This window comes from Halomonas saccharevitans (assembly GCF_900116405.1).
Classification (GTDB): Bacteria; Pseudomonadota; Gammaproteobacteria; order Pseudomonadales; family Halomonadaceae; genus Halomonas; species Halomonas saccharevitans.
The window spans coordinates 26,611-50,588 of record NZ_FPAQ01000004.1 but is presented as its reverse complement, the minus strand read 5'-3'; the positions used below and the strand labels follow the sequence as shown (position 1 = coordinate 50,588).

20 protein-coding genes are annotated in these 23,978 nt (G+C 68.4%); 7 read left to right on the top strand and 13 right to left on the bottom strand.

Going from position 1 to position 23,978, the window contains the following annotated elements:
• Entirely contained in the window at window positions 1-1,107 is a 1,107-nt protein-coding gene (queG, locus tag BM388_RS03140) for a tRNA epoxyqueuosine(34) reductase QueG (RefSeq protein WP_089847142.1), read from the top strand.
• On the opposite strand, the gene BM388_RS03135 is transcribed toward queG, so the two are convergent.
• Together BM388_RS03135 and orn are read right to left on the bottom strand one after the other, a co-directional pair.
• The gene (locus BM388_RS03135) at window positions 1,104-2,153 is read right to left on the bottom strand and encodes a CNNM domain-containing protein (protein WP_089847140.1); all 1,050 of its coding nucleotides are present in this window, start codon (window positions 2,151-2,153) and stop codon (window positions 1,104-1,106) included. The genes queG and BM388_RS03135 overlap by 4 nt on opposite strands.
• A gap of 83 nt (window positions 2,154-2,236) precedes the next feature.
• Window positions 2,237-2,836: an oligoribonuclease gene (gene orn, locus BM388_RS03130; protein WP_089847138.1), complete on the bottom strand. Its 600-nt coding sequence runs from the start codon at window positions 2,834-2,836 to the stop codon at window positions 2,237-2,239.
• 86 nt (window positions 2,837-2,922) lie between these two features.
• Between orn and rsgA the strand changes: the two genes are divergently transcribed.
• From rsgA to asd, 3 genes are all read left to right on the top strand, one after another.
• The gene (rsgA, locus tag BM388_RS03125) at window positions 2,923-3,969 is read left to right on the top strand and encodes a small ribosomal subunit biogenesis GTPase RsgA (protein ID WP_089847136.1); all 1,047 of its coding nucleotides are present in this window, start codon (window positions 2,923-2,925) and stop codon (window positions 3,967-3,969) included.
• Between the two features lie 91 nt (window positions 3,970-4,060).
• Entirely contained in the window at window positions 4,061-4,891 is an 831-nt protein-coding gene (locus tag BM388_RS03120; protein WP_089847134.1) for a sulfurtransferase, read from the top strand.
• A 67-nt stretch (window positions 4,892-4,958) separates the two neighbouring features.
• A complete protein-coding gene (gene asd / locus BM388_RS03115; RefSeq protein WP_089847131.1) occupies window positions 4,959-5,798 on the top strand; it encodes an archaetidylserine decarboxylase in 840 nt (279 codons plus the stop codon).
• A 223-nt stretch (window positions 5,799-6,021) separates the two neighbouring features.
• Here the strand turns inward: asd and epmA are convergent, their stop codons facing one another.
• On the bottom strand, window positions 6,022-7,008 hold the full coding sequence (gene epmA / locus BM388_RS03110; protein ID WP_089847129.1) for an EF-P lysine aminoacylase EpmA: 987 nt from the start codon (window positions 7,006-7,008) through the stop codon (window positions 6,022-6,024).
• A 193-nt stretch (window positions 7,009-7,201) separates the two neighbouring features.
• Window positions 7,202-7,768, bottom strand: coding sequence for an elongation factor P (gene efp, locus BM388_RS03105; protein ID WP_089847127.1), 567 nt, complete (start codon window positions 7,766-7,768; stop codon window positions 7,202-7,204).
• Window positions 7,769-7,876: 108 nt separating this feature from the next.
• Here efp and epmB point away from each other — a divergent pair, with 108 nt between their 5' ends.
• Complete coding sequence (gene epmB, locus BM388_RS03100; protein WP_089847125.1) at window positions 7,877-8,935, top strand: EF-P beta-lysylation protein EpmB; 1,059 nt, start codon at window positions 7,877-7,879, stop codon at window positions 8,933-8,935.
• A 125-nt stretch (window positions 8,936-9,060) separates the two neighbouring features.
• Here epmB and leuA read toward each other — a convergent pair whose 3' ends face one another.
• The 7 genes from leuA to pgi all read right to left on the bottom strand — a co-directional run bounded on the left by leuA (window position 9,061) and on the right by pgi (window position 20,031).
• Window positions 9,061-10,767 carry a 2-isopropylmalate synthase gene (gene leuA, locus BM388_RS03095; RefSeq protein ID WP_089847123.1) on the bottom strand — a complete coding sequence of 569 codons (1,707 nt, stop codon included), beginning with the start codon at window positions 10,765-10,767 and terminating at the stop codon, window positions 9,061-9,063.
• Between the two features lie 363 nt (window positions 10,768-11,130).
• Window positions 11,131-11,988 carry an ion transporter gene (locus BM388_RS03090; RefSeq protein ID WP_089847121.1) on the bottom strand — a complete coding sequence of 286 codons (858 nt, stop codon included), beginning with the start codon at window positions 11,986-11,988 and terminating at the stop codon, window positions 11,131-11,133.
• Window positions 11,985-13,214, bottom strand: coding sequence for a phosphoserine phosphatase SerB (gene serB, locus BM388_RS03085; protein ID WP_089847119.1), 1,230 nt, complete (start codon window positions 13,212-13,214; stop codon window positions 11,985-11,987). Before serB ends, BM388_RS03090 begins: the two co-directional genes overlap by 4 nt.
• Window position 13,215: 1 nt before the next feature.
• A complete protein-coding gene (gene parC, locus BM388_RS03080) occupies window positions 13,216-15,468 on the bottom strand; it encodes a DNA topoisomerase IV subunit A (RefSeq protein ID WP_089847117.1) in 2,253 nt (750 codons plus the stop codon).
• 236 nt (window positions 15,469-15,704) lie between these two features.
• Window positions 15,705-17,585, bottom strand: coding sequence for a DNA topoisomerase IV subunit B (gene parE / locus BM388_RS03075; RefSeq protein WP_089847115.1), 1,881 nt, complete (start codon window positions 17,583-17,585; stop codon window positions 15,705-15,707).
• Between the two features lie 3 nt (window positions 17,586-17,588).
• Entirely contained in the window at window positions 17,589-18,320 is a 732-nt protein-coding gene (locus tag BM388_RS03070) for a YqiA/YcfP family alpha/beta fold hydrolase (RefSeq protein WP_089847113.1), read from the bottom strand.
• Between the two features lie 31 nt (window positions 18,321-18,351).
• A complete protein-coding gene (gene pgi, locus BM388_RS03065) occupies window positions 18,352-20,031 on the bottom strand; it encodes a glucose-6-phosphate isomerase (protein ID WP_089847110.1) in 1,680 nt (559 codons plus the stop codon).
• A gap of 86 nt (window positions 20,032-20,117) precedes the next feature.
• Here pgi and cmoA point away from each other — a divergent pair, with 86 nt between their 5' ends.
• Window positions 20,118-20,864 carry a carboxy-S-adenosyl-L-methionine synthase CmoA gene (gene cmoA, locus BM388_RS03060; protein ID WP_089847107.1) on the top strand — a complete coding sequence of 249 codons (747 nt, stop codon included), beginning with the start codon at window positions 20,118-20,120 and terminating at the stop codon, window positions 20,862-20,864.
• 13 nt (window positions 20,865-20,877) lie between these two features.
• Complete coding sequence (gene cmoB, locus BM388_RS03055; protein WP_089847105.1) at window positions 20,878-21,870, top strand: tRNA 5-methoxyuridine(34)/uridine 5-oxyacetic acid(34) synthase CmoB; 993 nt, start codon at window positions 20,878-20,880, stop codon at window positions 21,868-21,870.
• Window positions 21,871-21,940: 70 nt separating this feature from the next.
• Here cmoB and BM388_RS03050 read toward each other — a convergent pair whose 3' ends face one another.
• Window positions 21,941-23,011 carry an App1 family protein phosphatidate phosphatase gene (locus BM388_RS03050; protein WP_089847291.1) on the bottom strand — a complete coding sequence of 357 codons (1,071 nt, stop codon included), beginning with the start codon at window positions 23,009-23,011 and terminating at the stop codon, window positions 21,941-21,943.
• A 280-nt stretch (window positions 23,012-23,291) separates the two neighbouring features.
• Window positions 23,292-23,966: a zinc metallopeptidase gene (locus BM388_RS03045; RefSeq protein WP_089847102.1), complete on the bottom strand. Its 675-nt coding sequence runs from the start codon at window positions 23,964-23,966 to the stop codon at window positions 23,292-23,294.
• Window positions 23,967-23,978: the final 12 nt, after the last annotated feature.

The following is a 23,978-nucleotide window of genomic DNA, read 5'->3' as shown; positions in this document are numbered from 1 at the left end:
ATGAGCCCAGTGTCCCCCACGGGTGACGACCCCGACATGGCCGCCCTCGCCGAGAGGATCAAGACCTGGGGCCGCGAGCTCGGCTTCCAGCAGCTGGGCATCACCGACGTCGACCTGGCCGAGGACGAGGCCCACCTCGAGGCCTGGCTGGACGCCGGCTATCACGGCGAGATGGGCTTCATGGCCAAGCACGGCACCAAGCGCACCCGCCCGGAGGAGCTGGTGCCCGGCACCCGGCGGGTGATCAGCGTGCGCCTGGACTACCTGCCCGCCGAGGTGGAGACCACCAAGGTACTGGGTCGACCGTCGCTGGCCTACGTCTCTCGCTACGCCACCGGACGCGACTATCACAAGTTGATGCGCAAGCGGCTGGCCACACTCGCCAAGTGGATCGAGGCCGAGGTCGGCGACTTCGGGTATCGCGCCTTCGTCGACTCCGCCCCGGTGATGGAGCGCGGCCTGGCGCGCAAGGCCGGGCTGGGCTGGTTCGGCAAGAACGCCATGCTGCTCAACCCGAAGGCCGGGTCGCTGTTCTTCCTCGGCGAGCTCTATACCGATCTGCCGCTGCCGGTAGACGCGCCGTTCGAGACCGATCACTGCGGCAGCTGCAGCGCCTGTCGCACCGCCTGCCCCACCGGGGCCATCGTCGAGGACAAGGTGGTCGATGCCCGGGCCTGCATCTCGTACCTGACCATCGAGCTGTTTGGCGCCATCCCGGAGCGCTACCGCGAGGCCATGGGCAATCGGGTATTCGGCTGCGACGACTGCCAGCTGGTCTGCCCCTTCACCCGCTTCACCCGGGTCAGCCAGGAGCCGGACTTCGCGCCCCGCCACGACCTGGACCGGGCGAGCCTGGTCTCGCTGTTCGCCTGGGGCGAGGAGGAGTTCCTGGAGAAGACCGCCGGCAACCCGATCCGGCGCATCGGCTACGAGCGCTGGCTGCGCAACCTGGCCGTGGGGCTCGGCAACGCGCCCTGGAGCCAGGCCGTGGAGGCGGCGCTGCTGGCGCGGCTACCCTACCCCTCCGACCTGGTCCGCGAGCACGTGCGCTGGGCGCTGGACCGACAGCGTGAGAAGCGCCGGGCGCGCATTGCCAGCACCGGCTAGCCCGTCTCCCCATCGCCGGCGCCGCCAGCCTCCGGCGTGCGCCGCAGTCGCTTGGTCCATCGCTGGCGGGCGTATTTGCGCAGGTTGGCCACGTTGTCGGTCTCGTCGACGATATCCTGGCCCAGGATCGCCTCGATCACGTCCTCCAGGGTGACCAGCCCGACCCAGGTACCCAGCTCATCGTAGACCACGCAGAGATGCTGGCGGTCGCGCAGCATGACCGCGAAGAGGTGCTCGACGTTGTCGTCCACCTGGACGCTGCGCACCGGATGCATCAGCGACTTGAGAGTGGCCTCCGGCTCGGCATGGTAGGTGTCGGCCTTGTGTACGTAGCCCAGCGCCTGCTCGCCGCCGTCCATCACCGGGAAGCGCGTGAACGCCGAGCGTCCGAGCTGCTCATCGAACTCCGCCACGCTCATCTGCGGCTTGACGATCACCGAGACCGTGCGCGGGGTCATCACCTCCTTCACCCCAATCTCGTGCAGGTTGATGATATTGGTGATGACCCGGACCTCGTCGGCGTCCAGGGCCTTTTCTTCCAGGCCGATCTGCGCCAGCGCCTTGATCTCGCCGCGCATGTCGGTGTCGTGCTCGTGGCGCCCGATGCGCTGGGTGATCGCTTCGGAGAGCCAGATGAGCGGCTTCATCGTCCACACCATCACCCCCAGCACCTTGACCATGCTTCCCGCCAGCTGGCGCCAGTAGGTGGCACCGATGGTCTTGGGAATGATCTCGGAGACGAACAGGATCAGCAGCGTCATCACCGCCGAGGCGATGCCGAGCCAGGCCTCGCCGAACACCACCGTGACCTGGGCGCCCACGCCCGTGGCCCCCACCGTATGGGCGATGGTGTTGAGGGTCAGAATCGCGGCCAGTGGCCGGTCGATGTTCTGCTTGAGGTGGGCCAGCCGGCGATGCAGCTCGGGCTGCGTCTCGCGCAGCCCCGCCACGTAGCTTGGCGTCATGGAGAGCAGCGCCGCCTCGAGCAACGAGCAGATAAAGGAGACGCCGATGGAGAGGATCGCAAACGCGGCTAGCAGGAGCATGGTGCCTCGATTCGTGGCTCAGGGAAGCCGCCAGGCGGCTCCCGCATCATCGATCATGCTCCGCACCGCCGCAACCGGGGTCGTCACTCCTCCTCGTCACCGCGCTGGTCGGCCGTCTTGAGGAAGGTAGTGCGGTAGTGGGCGAGCTCGGCGATGGACTCGCGGATGTCGTCCATGGCGAGGTGCACGTTGCGCTTCTGGAAACCCGCCAGGGCGCCCGGGTTCCAGCGCTTGGCGATCTCCTTGAGGGTGGAGACGTCGAGGTTGCGGTAGTGGAAGAAGGCCAGCAGCTCGGGCATCTCACGCTCCAGGAAGCGGCGATCCTGGTGGATGCTGTTGCCGCACATCGGCGAGGCGCCGGCCTCAACGTGGGCGGCGAGAAACTCGAGGGTGCGCCGCTCGGCCTCGGCGGTGTCGACCCGGCTCTCCTTGACCCGCTGCACCAGCCCCGACCCCCCGTGGGTCCTGGTGTTCCAGTCGTCCATGGCGTCCAGCAGCGCATCGGGCTGGTGCACCGCGATCACCGGGCCCTCGGCGACCGTGTTGAGGTCGCTGTCGGTCACCAGGGTGGCGATCTCGATGATGCGCTCGCGGTTCGGGTCAAGCCCGGTCATCTCCAGGTCGATCCAGATCAGGCGCTGGCGGCGTTCATCGGCGGTGGCGGGCGTGGCATGCTCGGTCATGGGACATCCTTGCGGGGCGACGGCTGACGACAGCGGGCGCCTTGGGTGAGTACAATGCGCCCTATTGTAGCGAGCTTCGGGCCCCCATGAGCAAACGCAAGTTGAGCCGCCAGCAGCGCTGGCGCATCGAGAAGGTTCAGGCCGAGCGCGCCCGTCGCGCCGATCGGCGTGACGCCCAGGACAGCGACAAGCTGGCCGCCGGCGAGTACGGTCCGGAACAGAACGGCCGCGTGGTCGCCCACTTCGGCCGCACCCTGGACGTGCGCCCCGACGAAGGTGGCACGGCCGTGCGCTGCCACCTGCGCGCCAACCTCGAGGGGCTGGTCACCGGCGACCGGGTGATCTGGCGCGCCGCCCATGACGCCCGCGACGGCGTGGTGGTGGCTCGGGGTGAGCGGACGAGCGTACTGGAACGCCCCGATCCCCGCGGCCAGCTGAAGCCGGTGGCCGCCAACATCGATCAGATCCTGATCGTCTTCGCGGTGGAACCGGCGCCCCACGCCAACCTGATCGATCGCTACCTGGTGGCCGCCGAGGCCACCGGCATCGCGCCAGTGCTGGTGCTCAACAAGATCGACCTGCTGCCAGAACAGGGCGGCGAGCTGCGCGCGCTGCTGTCGCGCTACGAGGCGCTGGGCTATCCGGTGGTCACCACCACCACCGAGCGTGAAGGCGGCCTCGCGGATCTGTACGCGCGGCTCGCCGGCCGCACCTCGGTGTTCGTCGGCCAGAGCGGCGTGGGCAAGTCGTCGCTGATCGACCGCCTGCTGCCGGATGAAGAGCTGCGCATCGGCGCGCTCTCCGAGGACTCCCGCAAGGGCCGCCACACCACCACCACCGCGCGGCTCTACGCCCTGCCGGCAGCGGACGCCGGAACGCCTGACGAGGCCGGCAGTGGCGAGCTGATCGATTCGCCGGGAATCCGCGAGTTCGGCCTGATCCACCTGGACGAGCAGCAGGTCACCGAGGGCTTCATCGAGTTTCGCGACGTGCTGGGGCGCTGTCGCTTTCGCGACTGCCGTCACCGCCAGGAGCCGGGCTGCGCCCTGCTCGCCGCCGTGGAGCGGGGCGATATCCACCCCGAACGCTTCGCCAGCTACCGACGCATCGTCGAGAGTCTCGAGACAAGCTGACGCCAGACGCCAGCCCGGGCGACTACCCTGAGGCGCGGGTGACCGCATCGCGGAGCCTACCTCAAGGAGCCGAATTTAAGGAGAGTGTGCCATGAGTTCCGAAGACAACCTGCTCCCGCTGATCGTCGAGCCCGACCAGCTGGCCGCCCGGCTCGACGAGCCGTCGCTGTTGATCATCGACGTGCCCGCCCGGGCCGACAGCCATCAGGAAGGCCACGTGCCCGGCGCCCTCTTCCTGGATCATCGGCGGCTGCTGGCTGGCGAGGGCGAGGTGCCCAACGAGGTGCCCTCGATCGAGGCGCTCTCGCAGCTGTTCTCTTCGTTCGGCCTGACCCGCGACACCCACGTGGTGGCCTACGACGACGAGGGCGGCGGCTGGGCCGGGCGCCTGCTGTGGACCCTGGAGCTGATCGGCCACACCCGCTACTCCTACCTGAACGGCGGCCTGCACGCCTGGCGCCAGGACGGCCACCCCCTCTCCACCGAGACGCGGGCGCCCGAGCCCAGCGACTACCGGGCCGAGATCCTCCACCCCGAGGTCGCCATCGATCGCCTCGAGCTCGAGGAGCGCCTGGGCGAGAAAGGGCTGGCGATCTGGGATGCCCGCTCGCGGGCCGAGTACGATGGAGAGAAGGGCAACAATCGTCGCCTGGGCCATATCCCCGGGGCAGTCAACATGGAGTGGACCGACGCCATGGACCGCGAGCGCGGACTGCGCCTCCGCGACTATGCCGAGCTCATCACCGAACTCGAGACCCTGGGGCTGACCCCGGACATGGAGGTGGTCACCCACTGCCAGAGCCACCACCGCAGCGGCTTCACCTGGCTCGTAGGCCGCGCGCTGGGCTTCAAGAAGATTCGCGGCTACGCCGGCTCCTGGCAGGAGTGGGGCAACCGCGACGACACACCCATCGAGAGCTGATGGCCAGTGCTTCCGGCCACGCCTGGGCGTGGCCTTCCCTATCCGACTCCCTGATGGACGACTGCCCGTGTCACTCGCTCGACTCTTCGCCCTGATCCAGTATCCCCTGCCCCATCATCTGCTGTCGCGGCTGCTGGGCCGGCTCGCCGACTGCCAGCAGCCCTGGCTGAAGAATGCCCTGATCCAGGCCTTCATCCGCCGGTTCAAGGTCGACATGGACGAGGCCGCCGAGCCGGACCCGACGGCCTACGCGACCTTCAATGACTTCTTCACCCGCGCCCTGGAGGACGATGCTCGCCCGATCGGTGAAGGCGTGGTTTCTCCCGCCGACGGCACCCTCTCGCAGTTCGGCCCCATCGAGGCCGGCCAGCTGATCCAGGCCAAGGGCCACCGGTTCTCGGCCATGGAACTGCTCGGCGGCTACGGTGAGGCGGCCAGGCGCTACCTAGGCGGCAGCTTTGCCACCGTCTATCTCTCGCCGAGCGACTACCACCGCGTGCACATGCCCGTCGGCGGCACCCTAACCGAGATGGTCTACGTGCCGGGGCGCCTCTTCTCGGTGAACGCCGCCACCACCCATCACGTGCCCAACCTCTTCGCCCGCAACGAGCGGCTGGTGTGTCATTTCGACACCGAGCACGGCCCCATGGTGATGGTGCTGGTGGGGGCGATGATCGTTGCAGCCATCGAGACGGTGTGGGCGGGCCAGATCACCCCCCTGCCCCGTGGCGACGTGCAGCGCATCCGCTTCGACACCCCAGTACGCCTCGAGAAGGGCGAGGAAATGGGCCGTTTCAAGCTCGGCTCCACCGTAGTGATGGGCTTCGCCGAGAAGCTGGACGTCGACGGCCTGGCGCCCGACCAGAAAGTGCGCATGGGGCAGTCGCTGGGGCAACTGCCTCACTAGGATCAGGGCTTTATCAGCGGAAAGTCCCGGGGTGTCGGACCATTGCGAAGGCGCTGCAAACCCATCCTTGGACGCTACCGATGCCCTGCTGCGCTCTCGCGTCCCGCTCCGCTTGCAGGACCGGTGCTGGCCATCCTTGGCCAGCCCGTTCGGAGGAATCCTCCTCACCCATGGCATAGGGCCTTCGCTTCGACTTCCCTCCGAGCGCCCTGACCTTTTAGACTCAGCAGCGGGGCGTGGCGAAGGCCATCACCTCGGCGACGCTCTCCTTGCCCAGCGCCAGCTGGATCAGCCGGTCGAGCCCCAGCGCCACACCGCTGCCGGCCGGCAGGCCGCTCTCCAGGGCCGCCAGCAAGCGCTCATCTACCGCCACCTCGGCAAGCCCGAGGGCGCGGCGGGCGGCGTTGTCCTCGGTGAAGCGCGCACGCTGCTCCGCGGCGTCGGTGAGCTCATCGTAGCCGTTGGCGAGCTCGAGCCCGCCGAGGTAGAGCTCGAAGCGCGAGGCCACCCGCGCGCCGTCCTCGGGGTCGCGATGGTGGCGCGCCAGGGCGGCCTGGCTGGCCGGGTAGTCGACCACCGCGTCGAGCCCGTCGCGCCCCAGGCCCGGTTCGATGACGAAGCTCATCAGCAGGTCCAGGCAGCCGTCGCGATCGCTCTCGGCCATCGACAGCCCGCCCCGCTCCCCGGCCAGCCGGCGCAGCGACTCGAGCGACGCCGTGAAGGGATCGATGTCCAGCGTCTCGCGGAAGAGCTCGCGGTAGCGGCGCCGGCGCAGTGGCCCCGGCTTATCCCCCGCCCCTCGCCCGAGCACCCGCGCCACCAGGGCGGCGGTCTCCTCGATCAGCGCCTCGAGGCCGAGCCCCGGCCGATACCACTCCAGCATGGTGAACTCGAGGTTGTGGCGTCGGCCCACCTCGCCGTCGCGAAAGCTGCGCGCCAGCTGGAAGATCGACCCACTGCCTGCCGCCAGGAGGCGCTTCATGGCGAACTCCGGTGAGGTCTGCAGCCACAGCCGCTCGCGGCCGGCCGTGGTGGTCGCCTCGGCCGAGAGAGAGGCCAGGTGCACCTCGGTGCTGCCGCCATGGCCGAGCACCGGGGTCTCCACCTCCCACACGTCGCGCTCGGCGAAGAAGGCCCGCACCTCGGCGATCAGCCGCGCGCGCTCGCGCAGGGTCGCGATCTCGGCGCTCGGGCGCCAGTCGTCTGTCATGTCCCGACCTCCAGAACCGACAAGACCACGCCGAAGCGTGGCCTTGAGAGCTTTATCAAAAAAGCTGTCGCCCTCTCCGAGCGATGCTCAAACTAGGCGAATCCCGAGTAAGGCGGCGGAGTTTAGCAGCGCTAAATGAGCAAGCCGTCTCGGGATTCAACGACGTATGAGCGAGCGCAGGAAGGGCCGCACCTCAGGCGCGGGAGACGTACTCGCCGGAGCGTGTATCCACCTTCAGCACCTCGCCCTCGTTGATGAACAGCGGCACGCGAACCACGGCGCCGGAGGAGAGGGTCGCCGGCTTGGAGCCGCCCTGGGCGGTGTCGCCCTTGAGGCCTGGGTCGGTCTCGGTGACCTCGAGCTCGATGAAGTTCGGCGCGGTCACGTTGATGACGTTGTCGTTCCACAGCGTCACGGTGTAGGGCACCTGCTCCTTGAGCCACTTCTCGGTGTCACTCAGGGCCTTCTTCTCCACGGCGTACTGCTCGAAGGAGCCGTCGGTCTTCATGAAATACCACATGTCACCGTCGGTGTAGAGGTACTCCATCTCCAGCTCCATGACGTCGGCGGCTTCCAGGGAGTCGCCGGACTTGAAGGTGTGCTCCAGGACTCGACCGGTCATCAGGTTACGCAGCTTGACGCGGTTGAAGGCCTGCCCCTTGCCCGGCTTGACGAGCTCGTTATCGACGATGCTGCACGGATCGCCGTCGAGCATCACCTTCAGACCGCCCTTGAATTCGTTGGTAGAATAGTTGGCCATGATCGCTTATCCATATTCGAGCGTGCCACCGGCCGAGGCCGGCGGCACGCGCAAGCAGATGAAGTGTCACGGGGGCCTGGCCCCCGTACGCATTGACTGGTGTGCCGCATGATAACCCGAAGCAGCGCTCTTTTGCAGCGCCCCGCCCCGGAGACCAAGCCTCTCACTCCGGAGACCCAGCCCCTGCCCGTGCAGGCTCGCTGGCAGACCCAGCTGGCCAGGGCGATCCGCGCCCCCCGCGAACTGTGCCGTCGCCTGGGCCTCGACGCGAGCTGGCAGGGCGGCGCCGCGCGTGGCCATGCGCTGTTCGAGGTGCGGGTGCCCGAGGCCTATCTATCCCGCATCCGCCCCGGTGATCCGTCGGATCCGCTGCTGCGCCAGGTGCTGCCGCTCATTGAGGAGGAACGTTCGGTGACCGGCTACGTGGCCGACCCCCTGGCCGAGGCCGAGCACACCCCGGCCAAGGGGCTGATCCACAAGTACGCCGGCCGGGTGCTGCTGATCGCAAGCCCCGCCTGCGCGGTGAACTGTCGCTACTGCTTTCGCCGCCACTTCCCCTACGAGGAGAACGCCCCCTCCCGGGCGCAGTGGGAGCAGAGCCTCGACTACCTCCGGGAAGATGCGACGATCCGCGAGGCGATCCTCTCCGGCGGCGACCCCCTGGCCGCCAGCGATCGTCGGCTCGCCTGGCTGGTCGAGCGGCTCGAGGCGATCCCGCACCTCAAGCGGCTGCGCCTGCACACACGCCTGCCGGTGGTGATTCCCGACCGCATCGACGCTGCTCTGCTCGACTGGCTCGGCGCGACCCGGCTGCAGAAGGTGATGGTGCTGCATATCAACCATGCCCAGGAGATCGACGAGGCGGTGGTCGCGGCCTGCCGGCGACTGCGCGAGGCCGGCGTGACCCTGCTCAACCAGAGCGTGCTGCTGCGCGGGGTGAACGACGACCTCGACGCCCTGGCCACGCTCTCCGAGCGGCTCTTCGAGGCGGGCATCCTGCCCTACTACCTGCACGTGCTCGACCCGGTGTCCGGCGCCGCGCATTTCGACGTGGCAGACGACGAGGCCCGCGCGCTGGTCGCGGAGCTGCGCGAGGTGCTGCCGGGTTTCCTGATGCCGCGGCTGGTCCGAGAGATCCCCGGCGAGGCCAGCAAGACGCCGCTCTAGCTGTAAGCCATAAGCCGTAAGCTGTAAGCTGTAAGCTGTAAGTAAAAACCCCCAAGGCACGACACCTTGGGGGTTTTCTTATGGCTTAAAGCTTACAGCTTAAAGCTGCCGACCGGGGAAGCCGGTCAGGCCAACGTCTCGGCCGTGACGTTGGGCGCCGGCGCCTCGGTGGAGAGCTTGCGGTTGATGGCGCTCATCACGCCCTTGATGGAGGCGCTGGTGATGCTCTCGTCGGTGCCGACGCCGAACACCGCCTCGCCGCCGACGCGTACCTCCACGTAGGCGATCGCCTCGGCATCGGCGCCCTGGCCCCGGGAGTGCTCGTGGTAGTCGATGATCTCCACGTCGTGGCCCTCGGCGGCCAGCGCCTTGACGAAGGCGGCCAGCGGGCCGTTGCCCTGGCCCTGGATGGTGCGGCGCTCGCCATACTCCTCGATGGTCGCCTCGAGGCTCACGGTCGGGCTGTCCGGCTCCGAGGCCATGCGGTGGCTGATCAGGGCGAAGGGCTCGTGCTGCTCCAGGTACTCGTCGACGAAGGCCTGGTAGATCATCTGCGAGGTGATCTCCTTGCCCAGCCGGTCGGCGACTTCCTGCACCACCTGGCTGAACTCGATGGAAAGCCGGCGCGGCAGCTCGATGCCGTGCTCCTGCTCGAGCAGGTAGGAGACGCCCCCCTTGCCGGACTGGCTGTTGACGCGGATCACCGCCTCGTAGCTGCGGCCGACGTCCAGCGGGTCGATGGGCAGGTAGGGCACCTCCCAGGCGTCGCTCTCGGCCTCGCGGCGTGCGGCCATGCCCTTCTTGATGGCGTCCTGGTGGGAGCCGGAGAAGGCGGTGAACACCAGATCGCCCACGTAGGGGTGGCGCGGGTGCACCGGCAGCTGGTTGCAGTACTCCACCTCGCGCATGATCGGTGTGATGTTGGAGAAGTCGAGCTTCGGGTGCACGCCCTGGGTGTAGAGGTTCATGGCCAGGGTGACGAGGTCGACATTGCCGGTACGTTCGCCGTTGCCGAACAGGCAGCCCTCGACCCGGTCGGCGCCGCCCATCACCGCGAGCTCGGCGGCGGCCACGCCGGTGCCGCGGTCGTTGTGCGGATGCACGCTGACGATCAGGTGATCGCGCTTGGCGACATGGCGGCAGAACCACTCTATCTGGTCGGCATAGTTGTTGGGCGTCGCGCACTCCACGGTGGCGGGCAGGTTGACGATCATCGGCGCCTCGACGCTGGCGTCGAAGGCAGCCTCCACGGCGTCGACGATCTCCACGGCGAAATCCATCTCGGTGGTGGAGAAGAGCTCCGGGGAGTACTGGAAGGTCCAGTTCGTCTCCGGCGCCGCTTCCATGTTCTGGCGAATCTGGGTGGTGGCGTCCACGGCGATCTGGATGCACTCGGGCTTGTCGACGTTGAACACCACGCGGCGGAACACCGGATCGGTGGCGTTGTAGACGTGGACGATGGCGTTCTTCGCGCCCTTCAGCGACTCGAAGGTGCGATCGATCAGGTGCGGGCGGGCCTGGGTGAGCACCTGGATCTGCACGTCGTCCGGCACCTTGTCCTCTTCGATCAGGGCACGCACGAAGTCGAAATCGGTCTGGGAGGCCGAAGGAAAGCCCACCTCGATCTGCTTGAAGCCGATCTTGACCAGCAGGTCGAAGAGGCGCTGCTTGCGCTCCTGGTCCATGGGATCGATCAGCGCCTGGTTGCCGTCGCGCAGGTCGACGGCGCACCACTGGGGCGGCGTCTCGATGCGCCGGCTGGGCCACTGGCGGTCGGGCAGGTCGACGGCCACGAAGGGGCGGTACTTGGTAGCGGGGTTATCGAGCATCATGGTGGCGTTCTCCCAGGTAAGCGGCGGCGTTCAGCAACGTTCCGTCAGAAACGGCTAGTCAGAAACAGCGACGCCCCGTCGGCCAGGGGCGGACGGGGCGTCGTGGTAGTCAATGTTGTCGCACACGGCCATGCGGGATGCCTGACGGCAGCCGTGGGCGATGGCAACAGCGGCAATGTTCATGGCGCGGATACTGCGGATGGTGGACATGCTACAACCTCGTTTCGACCGGGACGTGCTCTCTAGCGGCGGGCGAGGCGACGGCGATGCGGACTGCACCGCACGTCGCACTCAGCGGCGGGCTAGGGGTAGTCGTAGGTCGAGAACGAGGTGGCGCGATGTCGTGTTCATGCCCCTAGAAGATCAGTCCTCGCCGCGCCTGTCAACTCCACTCCCCTCCCGTCGAGAGCCCAGCGCCGCCTCCATGCGGTCGAGCTGGTCGCGCAGCGCGCGCACGTCGTGGCGCAGGCCGTGCAGCTCAGCGGCCTCGCCCTGCCCGCTTTCGATCTCCATCTGCACGCTCTCCTTCTGCATCACGTCGAGCACGATGCCGATCATCATGTTGAGGAAGATGAAGGCGGTCAGGAAGATGAAGGTCAGGTAGTAGATCCAGCTCCAGGCATGCAGCTCCTGGGTGGCATACATCACGTCGGTCCAGTCCTCGAAGGTGGCGATCCGGAACAGCGTCAACATGGAGATCGAGATGTTGCCCCACAGGACCTCGTCGACCTCGGCGAACAGGAAGCTGCCGAGCGCCGCGTAGATGTAGAAGATGATGAACATCAAGAGCGCCACGTAGCCCATCCGCGGGATCGACTTGACCAGGGCCGCCATCAGCAGGCGCAGCTCGGGGATCATCGAGACCAGACGCAGCACCCGAAAGATGCGCAGCAGCCGTGCCAGCAGCACCATCTCCGAGTCGTCCAGGGGAATCAGGCTCGCCGTCACGATCAGGAAATCGAAGATGTTCCAGCCCCGGCGGAAGAAGTCCCGCAGGCGCTTCTCCGCCCCCATGCGAATCAGGATCTCCACCAGGAAGAACACCGTCACCGCCACGTCCATCGCCAGCAGCCACTGCTGGAAGCGACCGGTCTCCTCGTAGGTCTTGGCGCCGATCAACAGCGCCGAGAGGATGATGATGGTGATGACCGTCAGCTCGAAGGCCTTGTGGGCGCGCAGGCGCTCGAAGTGCCCCCGCCAGGTCTCGAAGGTCGTGCTCACCGCGACGGCTCCTCCAGGTCGCCCTGGCGATAGCCGATCAGGTAGAGCACCGCATCGAGCCCCAGGGTGGAGATCGACTGGCGCGCCTGGGCCCTGACCAGCGGCTTGGCCCTAAAGGCGATGCCGAGCCCGGCGGCGGCAAGCATCTTGAGGTCGTTGGCGCCGTCGCCCACGGCGATGGTCTGCTCCATGGCGAGGCCCTCGCGCTCGGCGATCTCGGCAAGCAGCTCGGCCTTGCGGTCGGCGTCGAGGATCGGCTCGCGCACCTCGCCGGTGACCTTGCCGTTCTCGATCACCAGTTCGTTGGCATGCACCTCGTCGAAGCCGAGGGTCTCCTGCAGGTGGCGAGCGAAGTAGGTGAAGCCGCCGGAGAGGATCGCCGTGCGATACCCGAGCCGCTTGAGCTGGCGCATCAGGCGCTCGACGCCGTCCATCAGCGGCAGCGACTCGGCGATCTCGGCGAGCACCGCCTCGTCTAGCCCCTTGAGCTTCGCCATGCGCTCGCGGAAGCTCTGCTGGAAGTCCAGCTCGCCGCGCATGGCCCGTTCGGTGACCGCCGCCACCTCGTCGCCCACGCCGTGGCGATGCGCCAGCTCGTCGATCACCTCGGTCTGGATCAGGGTCGAGTCCATGTCGAAGCAGACCAGCCGGCGGTGGCGACGCCAGATGGAGTCCTCCTGGATGGCGATGTCCACGCCGTGCATGGCACCAAGCGCCAGGGCCTTCTCGCGCAGGGCCTCGAGGTCGACCTCCTCGCCGCGCAGCCAGCACTCCACGCAGGCGCCCTGGATGGCGTCTTGCTCCCCGGGCACGCCGCCGTCCAGCGGCTCACGACCGGAGAGGCGATGGATCAGCTCCACGGTCAGGCCGTGCTCGGCGGTGAGCGCGCCCACCTCGGCGAGGATCCCGGCGGGCAGGTGCGGCGCCAGCAGGGTCAGGATCAGCCGCGGCCGGCTGGCCTGACTGCTCCAGCGCTGGTAGTCCTCGGCGCTGACCTGGATCGCCTGGACGTCGAGGCCCAGCGCGTCGCCCGCCGACGCGAGCGCCGCCTCCAGGTCGCTCTCGTGGGCGAGGCCCACCAGGGCCTCCAGGGAGAGCATGCCGAAGGTCACGCTCTGGTTGATGTCCAATAGGCGAGCCCCGCTGCTCGCCAGTGCCCTGCCCAGGCCGGCCAGCTGACCGGGGCGCGCCGTGCCGGTGGCACGGATCAGCAGTCGTCTCGTCATGTCACTCTTCCACGTTCAGGCGGTCGACCTTCTGCAGGCCGCGGGGCAGCTTGCTGCCCCGCCGGCCGCGCTCACCGCGATAATAGTCCAGGTCCGCCGCCTTGAGGGTCAGCTTGCGCTTGCCGGCGTGCACCACCAGGGAGGCACCGGCCGGCACCACCACCAGGTCACGCAGAAATTCCTCGCGTCGCGCGGCCCGGGCGCCGGGGATGTCGATCATCTTGTTGCCCTTGCCCTTGGCCATCTCGGGCAGCGCCTCGAGGGGGAAGACCAGCAGCCGCCCCTCGTTGGAGACCGCCGCCACGCTCGCGCCCTCCGCGGCCGGCACCTCCAGCGGCGGCAGCACGTTACAGCCCTTGGGCACGCTGAGGATCGCCTTGCCGGCCTTGTTCTTGCCGGTGAGCTCCTCGAGCCGGGCGACGAAGCCGTAGCCGCCGTCCGAGGCGAGCAGGTAGCGGGTCTCGGGCGGGGCCAGCATCAGACCCGTCATGTGCGCCCCGGCCACCACGTTGACCCGGCCGGTGACCGGCTCGCCCTGGCCACGGGCGCTGGGCAGGTTGTGGGCCTGCAGGGTGTAGGCGCGACCGGTGTCGTCAAGCAGCACCAGCGGCTGGTTGGTCTTGCCCCGGGCGGCGAGGTGAAAGCAGTCGCCGGCCTTGTAGGAGAGTCCGGCGGGATCGATCTCGTGGCCCTTGGCGCTGCGGATCCAGCCCTTCTCGGAGAGCACCACGGTGACCGGGTCGGCGCCGACCAGTTCGACCTCGGAGAGCGCCTTCGCCTCCTGGCGCTCGACCAGCGGCGAGCGACGCGCATCGCCGTGCGCCTCGCCGGCCTCGCGCAGCTCGGTCTCGATCAGGTCGGTGAGCTTGGCCTCGTTGCCGAGCAGCTCCTGCAGGCGCTGGCGCTCGGCCTCCAGGTCGTCCTGCTCGCCGCGGATCTTCATCTCCTCGAGCTTGGCGAGGTGGCGCAGGCGCAGCTCGAGGATCGCCTCGGCCTGGCGGTCGCTCAAGCCGAAGGCCTCGATCAGCGCGGCCTTGGGCTCGTCCTCCTCGCGGATGATGCGGATCACCTCGTCGAGGTTGAGGTAGGCGGCCAGCAGGCCCTCGAGGATATGCAGGCGGTCCTCGACCTTGCCCAGACGGTGCTCGAGGCGCCGGCGCACCGTGGCACGGCGGAAGCGCAGCCACTCACCGAGCAGGTCGGGCAGCGGCATGACCCGCGGCCGGCCGTCCAGGCCGATCACGTTCATGTTGACGCGGATGTTCTTCTCGAGGTCGGTGGTGGCGAACAGGTGCGCCATCAGCGCCTCGACGTCGACCCGGTTGGAGCGCGGCTCGATCACCAGCCGGGTCGGCTCCTCGTGGGTCGACTCGTCGCGCAGGTCGGCCACCATGGGCAGCTTCTTGGCCTGCATCTGGGCGGCGATCTGCTCGAGCACCTTGGCGCCGCTGACCTGGTAGGGCAGCGCGGTGACCACCACGTTGCCCTCTTCGCGCACGTAGCGCCCGCGCAGCTTCACCGATCCTCGCCCGCCCTCGTAGAGCTTTCTCAGGTCGGACCGGGAGGTGATGATCTCCGCCTCGGTGGGGAAGTCCGGCGCCGGCAGGTACTCGAGCAGGTCGACGGTGGTCGCCTCGGGATGGCGCAGCAGGTGGCAGGTCGCCTCGACCACCTCGCCCACGTTGTGGGGCGGGATGTCGGTGGCCATGCCTACGGCGATGCCGGTGCCGCCGTTGAGCAGTACGTGGGGCAGCCGCGCCGGCAGCACCACGGGCTCGTTCATGGTGCCGTCGAAGTTGGGGGTCCAGTCGACGGTGCCCTGGCCGAGTTCGGCGAGCAGCACCTCGGCGAACTTGGACAGCCGCGCCTCGGTATAGCGCATCGCCGCGAAGGACTTGGGATCGTCGGGGCTGCCCCAGTTGCCCTGGCCGTCGACCAGCGGGTAGCGGTAGCTGAACGGCTGGGCCATCAGCACCATCGCCTCGTAGCAGGCGCTGTCGCCGTGGGGGTGGAACTTGCCCAGCACGTCGCCGACGGTGCGCGCCGACTTCTTGTACTTGGCGCTGGCACCGAGCGCCAGCTCGCGCATGGCATAGACGATGCGCCGCTGAACCGGCTTCATGCCGTCGCCGATGTGGGGCAGGGCCCGGTCGAGAATGACGTACATCGAGTAGTCGAGGTACGCCTTCTCGGTGTATTCGCGCAGCGAGAGGCGCTCGACGTCGCCCTCCGCTACCTGGATATCCATGGTCATACGGTGTGCCCTTGGTCAGGGTTCAAAATCTGTGTCCGCCACCCGCGGCTGTTCCGGCGACAGGCCCCGAAGTGTCGGGCCATCGGGGAGGCGCTGTGAACCCTTCCCTGGGCGCTACCTTTTCCGTCCCTGGAAAAGGACCTCCCCTTCGGCCTGTCCCCGGCGCCGCTTGCCTTGGTGCTTGTAGCTTGGTGCTTGTAGCTCGGCGCTCGTAGCTTGTGGCTCGGCGCCTGGCGCTATACCTCGATATCCGCCAGGTTGCCGTAGTCCTCGAGCCAGCTCTTGCGGTCGGCGGCGCGCTTCTTGGCCAGCAGCATGTCCATCATCTCCATGGTGCCGTCGCCGACCTCACGGGTGAGCTGCACCAGCCGGCGGGTCTCGACGGCCATGGTGGTCTCGCGCAGCTGCAGCGGGCTCATCTCGCCCAGGCCCTTGAAGCGCTGAACGTTCACCGTGCCGCGCTTGCCCTCGAGCTTGCGCAGGATAGCCGCCTTCTCGCTCTCGTCCAGGGCGTAGTGCACCTCCTTGCCCAGGTCGATACGGTAGAGCGGTGGCATGGCGACGAACACATGGCCAGAATCGACCAAGGCCGGGAAGTGACGCACGAAGAGCGCGCAGAGCAGCGTGGCGATGTGCAGGCCGTCGGAGTCGGCATCGGCGAGGATGCAGATCTTGTGGTAGCGCAGCTTGGAGAGATCCTCGCTGACCGGGTCCATGCCCACGGCCACGGCGATGTCGTGCACTTCCTGGGAGCCGTAGATGTCGTGGGACTCCACCTCCCAGGTATTCAGGATCTTGCCGCGCAGCGGCAGGATCGCCTGGCTCTCACGGTTTCGCGCCTGCTTGGCGCTGCCGCCGGCCGAGTCGCCTTCGACCAGGAAGAGCTCGCTGGTGGCCGGGTCCTGGCCCGAGCAGTCGGCGAGCTTGCCGGGCAGCGCCGGGCCCGAAGTGACCTTCTTGCGCGCCACCTTCTTCGAGCTCTTCTGGCGACGCTGGGCGGCGCTGATAACGAGCTCGGCGAGCGCCTCGGCCTGATCGACGTGGTGGTTGAGCCACAGTGAGAAGGCGTCCTTGACCACCCCGGAGACGAAGCCCGCCACGGTGCGCGACGACAGCCGCTCCTTGGTCTGGCCGGCGAACTGCGGTTCGAGCATCTTCACCGAGAGCACGTAGGAGACCCGCTCCCAGAGATCCTCGGCGGTCAGCTTGACGCCTCGCGGCAAGAGGCTTCGGTACTCGCAGAACTCGCGCAGGGCATCGAGCAGCCCGGCCCGCAGGCCGTTGACGTGGGTGCCTCCCTGGGGCGTCGGGATCAGGTTGACGTAGCTCTCCAGCAGCGCCTCGCCCCCCTCGGGTAGCCACTGGATCGCCCAGTCGACGCCGTGTTCGTCGTCGGCGAAGTGGCCGACGAAGGGCGAGGCAGGCAGCACCTCATAGCCGTCGGTGGACTGGGCCAGGTAGTCGCGCAGGCCGTCGGCGTACTGCCAGACGCTCCGGTTGCCGTCGGGTTCGACCAGGGTGACCTTGAGCCCCGAGCAGAGCACCGCCTTGGCGCGCAGCAGGTGCTTGAGGCGCGACAGAGACAGTTTCGGGCTGTCGAAGTAGCTCTCCTCGGGCCAGAAGCGCAGCAGGGTGCCGCGAGCGCGCTTGGGCGCGCTGCCGATCACCTGCAGGGGGGAGGCCTTGTCGCCGTGCTCGAACGCCATGCCGTGGCGGCTGCCGTCACGCAGCACCTCGACTTCCAGACGCTTGGAGAGCGCGTTGACCACCGAGACCCCGACGCCGTGAAGGCCGCCGGAGAAGCGATAGCTCGACTGGGAGAACTTACCGCCGGCATGCAGCCGGGTCATGATCAGCTCGACCCCGGAGACGCCGTGCTCCGGGTGGATATCGATGGGCATGCCGCGGCCGTCGTCGGAGACCTCGACGCCGCCGTCCTCGAACAGGCGAACGGTGATCGCCCCGGCATGACCGGCCAGCGCCTCATCGACGCTGTTGTCGATGACCTCCTGGACGAGGTGATTGGGCCGCGAGGTATCGGTATACATGCCGGGGCGCTTGCGCACCGGCTCGAGGCCGGAGAGGACCTCGATGGAGCTGGCACTGTATTGCGTCATGCATCACCCAAAATGGTTACGATCGTTCGTGTCGCCCGGGACGCCGGTGCCCTGAATGCCAGGAGCCTGAAAGCCAGGAGCCTGGACGCCAGTCGCTTGCACAGCGGGGCCCTCACGGCCGGCGAGCCGCGCCGCCGACAGGGCGTGGCCACCGTGGGCGAGGATCGCCGGCAGGTAGTCTGCCAGGGCCGCGAAGCCGTGATCCCCCTGCGGGTGCAGGATGACTCGCGCACCCCGGTAGAGGGCGAAGGCCCGCCGGGGATTCAGGGTCTCGTCGGCCGTGCCCAGCAGCAACAGGTAGCGCTCTGCCGTGACTCGCCCGGGCGTCAGCGCCTCGAGCTCCTCGAGATGCGCGGCCTCGATGGCGAAGCGCTCGCCGGTGTAGGCGTTGTCGAAGCGCTGACCGACCCAGTCGGCCACCAGCGTCGCCGGGGCCACCGCCGGGTTGATCAGCACCCCCGGCAGGTCGTGGCGCTCGGCGATCAGGGTGGCCAGAAAGCCCCCCATGGAGCTGCCCACCACCAGCGGGGCGGAGCCCAGCTCGGCGAGTCGCGCCTCGGCACAGGCCAAGGCGGCGCGCGGCCGGTGCGGCAGCTGCGGCGTGGCGCAGGGCAGCCCGAGCCGCGCGCAGGCCTCACGCACCAGGGCCGCCTTGGGCGAGCCGCTGCCGCTGTTGAACCCGTGCAGGTAGAGCACCCCGCTGGCCGCCGGCCGCCTCCGGGCGGCGCTCAGCATACCGCAACCCCTGTACATGCAGCCAGTATCATCACGAACCGCGTTCCGCCGCCCAGGCGGCCTCGATCAGGCCACGAGTGGAATCGTCCATGCTCGCGAGGTCGGCGTGATGCTCGAGGATCCGCTGGGTCTCGCCGGCGATCTGCTTGCCGAGTTCCACGCCCCACTGGTCGAAGGGATTGATGTCCCAGATGGTCGCCTGGACGAACACCTTGTGCTCGTAGAGGGCGATCAGCGCCCCCAGGGTCGCCGGCGTCAGCCGCTCCAGCAGCAGGGTGCTGGAGGGCTGGTTGCCGCGGTAGCGCTTGTGCACCGGGCGCGGCCCGTCGTCCTTGACGGCCTCGTCACCGAGCATCAGCGCCCGTGACTGGGCGAAGCAGTTGGCGAGCGTCAGGCGATGCTGGCCCATCAGGTGAGCGCGGGTGGCCGGGTCCTCGACGTCCTCGTAGCGCACCAGGGGGGCGATGAAGTCGCACTCCACCGCCTGGGTGCCCTGGTGGAGCAGCTGATAGAAGGCGTGCTGGGCATTGGGCCCGAGCTGGCCCCACAGCACCGGGCAGGTGGAGTAGCCGACGGCCTGGCCGTCGTGGGTCACCGACTTGCCGTTGGACTCCATCTCCAGCTGCTCGAGATAGGCGGCGAAGTATTCCAGGCGGCCGTCATAGGGGAGGATCGAGTGGGCGCGGACGTCGAGGAAGTTGACGTTCCAGATCCCCGCCAGGGCCAGCAGCACCGGCAGGTTGTCCTCGAGGGGCGCCTCGCGGAAGTGGCTATCCAGGCCGTGGGCGCCGGCCAGCAGCTCTCGGAAGTTCGCCATGCCCACCGCCAGGGCGATGGGCAGGCCGATGCCGCCCCACAGCGAGTAGCGCCCGCCGACCCACTCCCAGAACTCCAGCTGGTGGGCTTCGGCGATGCCCCACTCACTCATCTTCTCGGGGCTCGCCGAGATGCCGATGAAGTGCTGCTGCAGGACCAGCTCGGCGTCGACGCCCTCCTCGCCGTCCTCACCCAGCAGCCGCGCCATCAGCCAGTCGCGGGCGGTGCGCGCATTGGAGAGGGTGTCGATGGTGGTGAACGACTTCGACGAGAGCACGAAGAGCGTGGTCTCGGGATTGAGCCGCGCCAGGTAGTCGGCCAGCTGCGAGCCGTCCATGGTGGAGGCGAAGTGCACGTCGACGGCGTGCACGCCCCGGGGCCGATAGTCGGCCAGAGCGTGGGTCACCATCAGCGGCCCCAGGTCGGAGCCGCCGACGCCGAGGTTGACCACGTCGCGGATCGCCTTGCCGGTGGCGCCCCGCCACTGCCCGGCGTGAAAGCGCTCGACCATGGTCGCCATGCGATCCAGCGTGGCGTGAACCGAGGGCACCAGGTCCTCGCCCTCCACCATCAGGCTCGCCTCGGCCGGCAGCCGCAGGGCGGTGTGCAGGGCCGGACGATCCTCGCTGCGATTGACCCGCTCGCCGGCGAGCAGGGCACGAATCGCCTCGGGGACCTCGGCCTCCCGGGCCAGGTCGAGCAGCTTCGCCAGGGTCTCGGCGTCCCAGCGCTGCTTGGAAAGATCCAGGGTCAGGCCCGCCGCCTGGCGGGTGAAGGCGCCATGGCGACCCGACTCACCGGCGAAGAGTTCGCTCAGGTGCGTGGCACGCATCCCCTCGGCGTGTTCGGCCAGTGCCTGCCAGGCAGCCCCCTGGTCGATGGTGGGCTCTATCATGGGCGTCTCCTGAACGTCCTGTCGTGCAGCCGATGCGGGCGAGGCGTAGAATGGCGCCCCTTACCCCATGATATCCGGCCTGTTCCATGAGTGACGCATCTTACCGTGACGCGATCTTTTCGACACCCCTGGACCGGGTGGCGCGCTTCTCCTTCGACGAGCAGGTCGTCGCCTGCTTTCCCGACATGATTCGCCGCTCGGTGCCGGGCTATGGCCAGATACTCGGCATGCTCGGCGTGATCGCCGGCCGCCACCTGCGCCACGGCGCCCACGTCTATGACCTGGGCTGCTCGCTGGGCGCCGCCGGCCTGGCACTGGCCGGGACCCTGGCGCCGGACGCCTTTCGCTACACCGGCGTGGATCTCTCCCCGGCCATGGTGGCGCGTGCCCGAGAGACCCTGGCGGCGGAGTGTCCCGACCACGCCATGGAGGTGCTCGAGGGCGATATCCGCCAGCTGGAGTACGCCCCCGCCGGCATGATCGTGCTCAACTTCACCCTGCAGTTTCTCGCCCCGGAGGAACGCGACGCGGTGATCTCTCGCCTCTTCGCTGCCCTGGAGCCCGGTGGCGTGCTGGTGCTCTCCGAGAAGATCAAGGCCGCCGACGAGCAGGAGAACGCCTGGCTGGTGGAGCGCTACCACGACTTCAAGCGGGCCAACGGCTACAGCGAGATGGAGATCAGCCAGAAGCGCACGGCGCTGGAGAACGTGCTGGTGCCGGACACCCTGGCGGGGCATCACGAGCGCCTGGCGCGGGCCGGCTTCTCCCGCGCCCACACCTGGTTCCAGTTCCTCAACTTCGCCTCGCTGATCGCCTTCAAGGACTGCCGTTAAAAGGAGTAACCCCGTGCCGATCGCGCCGGAACACCGCGACCTCTACCGCGCCTTCCTCGACCAGGGCTTGGACGCTTGGCTGGCCCGCCTGCCCGACCAGCTCGCCCGGGGGCTCGACCGCCAGCGCTACGGCGACCTGCCGGCCTGGGAGAAGGCCGTGGCCAAGCTGCCCGACCTGCCCGAGACGCGCCGCGTCGAGCTCGACCGTGACACTGTGAGCGTCGAGGCGGCGCTCGAAGATAGCCAGCGCCGTCAGGCCGAGAGCCTGCTGAGAAAGCTCATGCCCTGGCGCAAGGGGCCCTTTTGCCTAGGCGGGGTGAATATCGACACCGAGTGGCGCTCGGACTGGAAGTGGCAGCGCGTCGCCCCGCATCTGGCGCCGCTCAACGGTCGCCGGGTGCTCGACGTGGGCGGCGGCAGCGGCTATCACGCCTGGCGCATGGCCGGGGCAGGGGCCGCCTTCGTGCTGGTGATCGACCCCTCACCGCGCTTCTTCTGGCAGTTCCGGGCGGTGCGCCACTTCGTCGGCGACGCCGACGGCCACCGCACCCACTTCCTGCCGGTGGGCATCGAGGACGTGCCCGAACGGCTCGCCTTCTTCGACACGGTGTTCTCCATGGGCGTGCTCTATCACCGCCCCTCGCCGCTGGAGCATCTCGTGCAGTTGAAGGAGGCCCTGCGCCCGGGCGGCGAGCTGGTGCTGGAGACCCTGGTGGTCGAGGGCGACGCCACCACGGTGCTACTGCCCGGGGAGCGCTACGCCGCCATGCCCAACGTCTACTTCCTGCCCTCCTCCGCCGCGCTCTGCCAGTGGCTCGAACGCTGCGGCTTTCACAACGTGCGGGTGGTAGACGAGGCGGCGACCACCACGGAAGAACAGCGGGCCAGCGACTGGATGACCTTCCAGTCGCTGGCCGACTTCCTGGATCCCGATGACCCGATCCGCACCCGGGAGGGCTACCCCGCCCCGCGCCGCGCGGTGATCATGGCCAACCGGCCGGGCTGAGACTCGAGGCGCGATCCCGAGTAGCTACGGGCGGTTTCATGCCTCAGCGGCATCGTCAGGCATCAAGGCCTCAGGCGGGATCCTCGGGCCCGTTATCCTCAGGTGCCGTAGCCGCCTCACGGCGCACCGCCGCCAACCCATGGCCGGAGATGAACCCCTGGGCATGGGCATGTTCGGCGATCAGCACGCTGTCGGCGGCCAGTACCAGATCGCAGTGGGTGTGGCGCAGCTGGTCGCAGAGCACCTGGATGGCGCGCTGCCGATCCTCTCGCTGCTCCACGCGTCGGATATAGATGGCCTTGATGCGCCCGGGGTGGGCTTCGACGATGCGGGTGTAGACCTCGGGATCGTGCTGTCCGCTGTCGCCGATCAGCACGCAGGGCACTCTCTCGAACGTCGCCAGCATGCGGTTGATCAGCTGCTGCTTGTGATCCACGGCCCGACGCGGCAAGGGGTGGCGCAGGGAGATGCCCCACTCACGCAGGAACAGGATCGGCCCGACCGGAATGCGATTGAGCTGGAAGAAGGTCTCCAGCATCTCGTAGATCGCCCAGGGGCCCCGCGACACGTAGAGGATGGGCCGCTCGCCCTGGTCGTCGGCGCCGCGGTGCAGGGCCTGGTAGAGCGCGGCCACGCCGGGAAAGGCCATGCGCTGATCGGGCTGCTCGATGAACAGCCGATAGAGCATGCGCAGCTTGTCGGCCACGCCGGTGTACATCACGGTATCGTCGATGTCGCTAATCACCAGCAGGTCGGTGGCGGATACCGGGATGAAGACCTCCGCGCTGGCGCGCACCGGCAGTTCCTGATCCGCGCTGACCCACAGCTCGGCGCGATGCCAGGCACTATCGCTTGGCAGCGACGAGGCCAGCATCAGATGCGCATCGAAGTAGCCGTCGCGGTCGGTGGTCACGGCGACTCGATTGTCGCCCAGGCGGATATCGACGCTGGCCCCGGCCACGCCGCGCCGGCCGATCCGTCGTGCCACGTCGACCAGGTCGCGCAGGAAGCCGCGGCGCGGCACGCTTTTGCCAAGCGGCGCCTGGCGGAACACGCGGCCCGTGAGAAAGACTTCTCGCCGCGAGCCATACCCCCGGTAGGGGGTGACCGTCAGGCCGCCACGCCCGTGGCCCCGCTTCATCGGCCGAGCCACGCCCCCCACCAGCCGCTTGACGAACAGGGCGGCGCGTCGAAGCGACGGCTTCCCCACCGCCACTCTCTCCAGCGACCCGCTCAAGATGCACCGTTCATGGTCGGATATTCCCTATCACGTCGATGCCTTCAGCCTACTCCCAGCCCGCTGGGTTTCGCATCTTCCATCCGTCAACGCCGAGACGCTGTTCCATCAGAGAAGCTTGCGGCCACCGCCGGGGGCATCGCGGCAAGAACGCCGATGCCTATCGTCCGCCCTCGCACGAGGCCTAGCGCCGCAGGATCACCAACCAGCGTCCCAGGTTGAGGATGCTGGCCAGGGAGGCGGCGACATAGGTGAAGGCGCAGGCGGTGAGCACGTGGCGGGCACCGGCCATGTCACGAGCCGGGATATACTCCGCCAGCAGCGGCAGGGCCCGCCCGAAGCTGGCATCGAACTCCACCGGCAGGGTCACCAGGTGCACCAGCGCCGCGGTACCGAAGCTGATCACCGCCAGGGCCACCACGACGATCAGGCCGCCGGGCAGGCGCGTCAGCACGAACAGGAAGGGCGCGGCCATCATCAGCAGCGCCCCGACCTTCTCGGCCTTCTGCGCCACGGCCACCAGCCGCGAGCGCGCCAGCAACGGCGCATAGCCGTCCCGGTGCTGGATGGCATGGCCCACCTCGTGGGCCGCCACCGTCACCGCCGTAAGCGAGCGTCCCGTGTAGTGTTCCTGTGAAAGCCGCACCCGCCGCGCCTCGGGGTCGTAGTGATCACCGTGATCGGTCACCTCTACCCGGACGCCCTCGAGGCCGAGTCGCCGAATCAGGTGCTCGGCGAGCTCGCCACCGGTACCGGGGTATTCGTCACGCCCTCGGGCGTGACGGGCCAGCACCCACTTCGCCCAGAGGTTGGGCAGCAGGAAGAGGGCCAGCAGCAGGGCGATTGCCAGGACGATCATCGGGTCGGGCTC

Excerpts from the sequence above, each read along its gene's own strand:
- leuA (WP_089847123.1), bottom strand. The coding sequence starts at position 10,767 with ATGATGCTCGATAACCCCGCTACCAAGTACCGCCCCTTCGTGGCCGTC.
- BM388_RS03135 (WP_089847140.1), bottom strand. The coding sequence starts at position 2,153 with ATGCTCCTGCTAGCCGCGTTTGCGATCCTCTCCATCGGCGTCTCCTTT.
- BM388_RS03045 (WP_089847102.1), bottom strand. The coding sequence starts at position 23,966 with ATGATCGTCCTGGCAATCGCCCTGCTGCTGGCCCTCTTCCTGCTGCCC.
- rsgA (WP_089847136.1), top strand. The coding sequence starts at position 2,923 with ATGAGCAAACGCAAGTTGAGCCGCCAGCAGCGCTGGCGCATCGAGAAG.
- BM388_RS03070 (WP_089847113.1), bottom strand. The coding sequence starts at position 18,320 with ATGCTGAGCGCCGCCCGGAGGCGGCCGGCGGCCAGCGGGGTGCTCTAC.
- epmB (WP_089847125.1), top strand. The coding sequence starts at position 7,877 with ATGATAACCCGAAGCAGCGCTCTTTTGCAGCGCCCCGCCCCGGAGACC.
- cmoA (WP_089847107.1), top strand. The coding sequence starts at position 20,118 with ATGAGTGACGCATCTTACCGTGACGCGATCTTTTCGACACCCCTGGAC.
- epmA (WP_089847129.1), bottom strand. The coding sequence starts at position 7,008 with ATGACAGACGACTGGCGCCCGAGCGCCGAGATCGCGACCCTGCGCGAG.
- parC (WP_089847117.1), bottom strand. The coding sequence starts at position 15,468 with ATGACCATGGATATCCAGGTAGCGGAGGGCGACGTCGAGCGCCTCTCG.
- orn (WP_089847138.1), bottom strand. The coding sequence starts at position 2,836 with ATGACCGAGCATGCCACGCCCGCCACCGCCGATGAACGCCGCCAGCGC.
- queG (WP_089847142.1), top strand. The coding sequence starts at position 1 with ATGAGCCCAGTGTCCCCCACGGGTGACGACCCCGACATGGCCGCCCTC.
- efp (WP_089847127.1), bottom strand. The coding sequence starts at position 7,768 with ATGGCCAACTATTCTACCAACGAATTCAAGGGCGGTCTGAAGGTGATG.
- BM388_RS03050 (WP_089847291.1), bottom strand. The coding sequence starts at position 23,011 with ATGAAGCGGGGCCACGGGCGTGGCGGCCTGACGGTCACCCCCTACCGG.
- parE (WP_089847115.1), bottom strand. The coding sequence starts at position 17,585 with ATGACGCAATACAGTGCCAGCTCCATCGAGGTCCTCTCCGGCCTCGAG.
- pgi (WP_089847110.1), bottom strand. The coding sequence starts at position 20,031 with ATGATAGAGCCCACCATCGACCAGGGGGCTGCCTGGCAGGCACTGGCC.
- BM388_RS03120 (WP_089847134.1), top strand. The coding sequence starts at position 4,061 with ATGAGTTCCGAAGACAACCTGCTCCCGCTGATCGTCGAGCCCGACCAG.
- serB (WP_089847119.1), bottom strand. The coding sequence starts at position 13,214 with ATGACGAGACGACTGCTGATCCGTGCCACCGGCACGGCGCGCCCCGGT.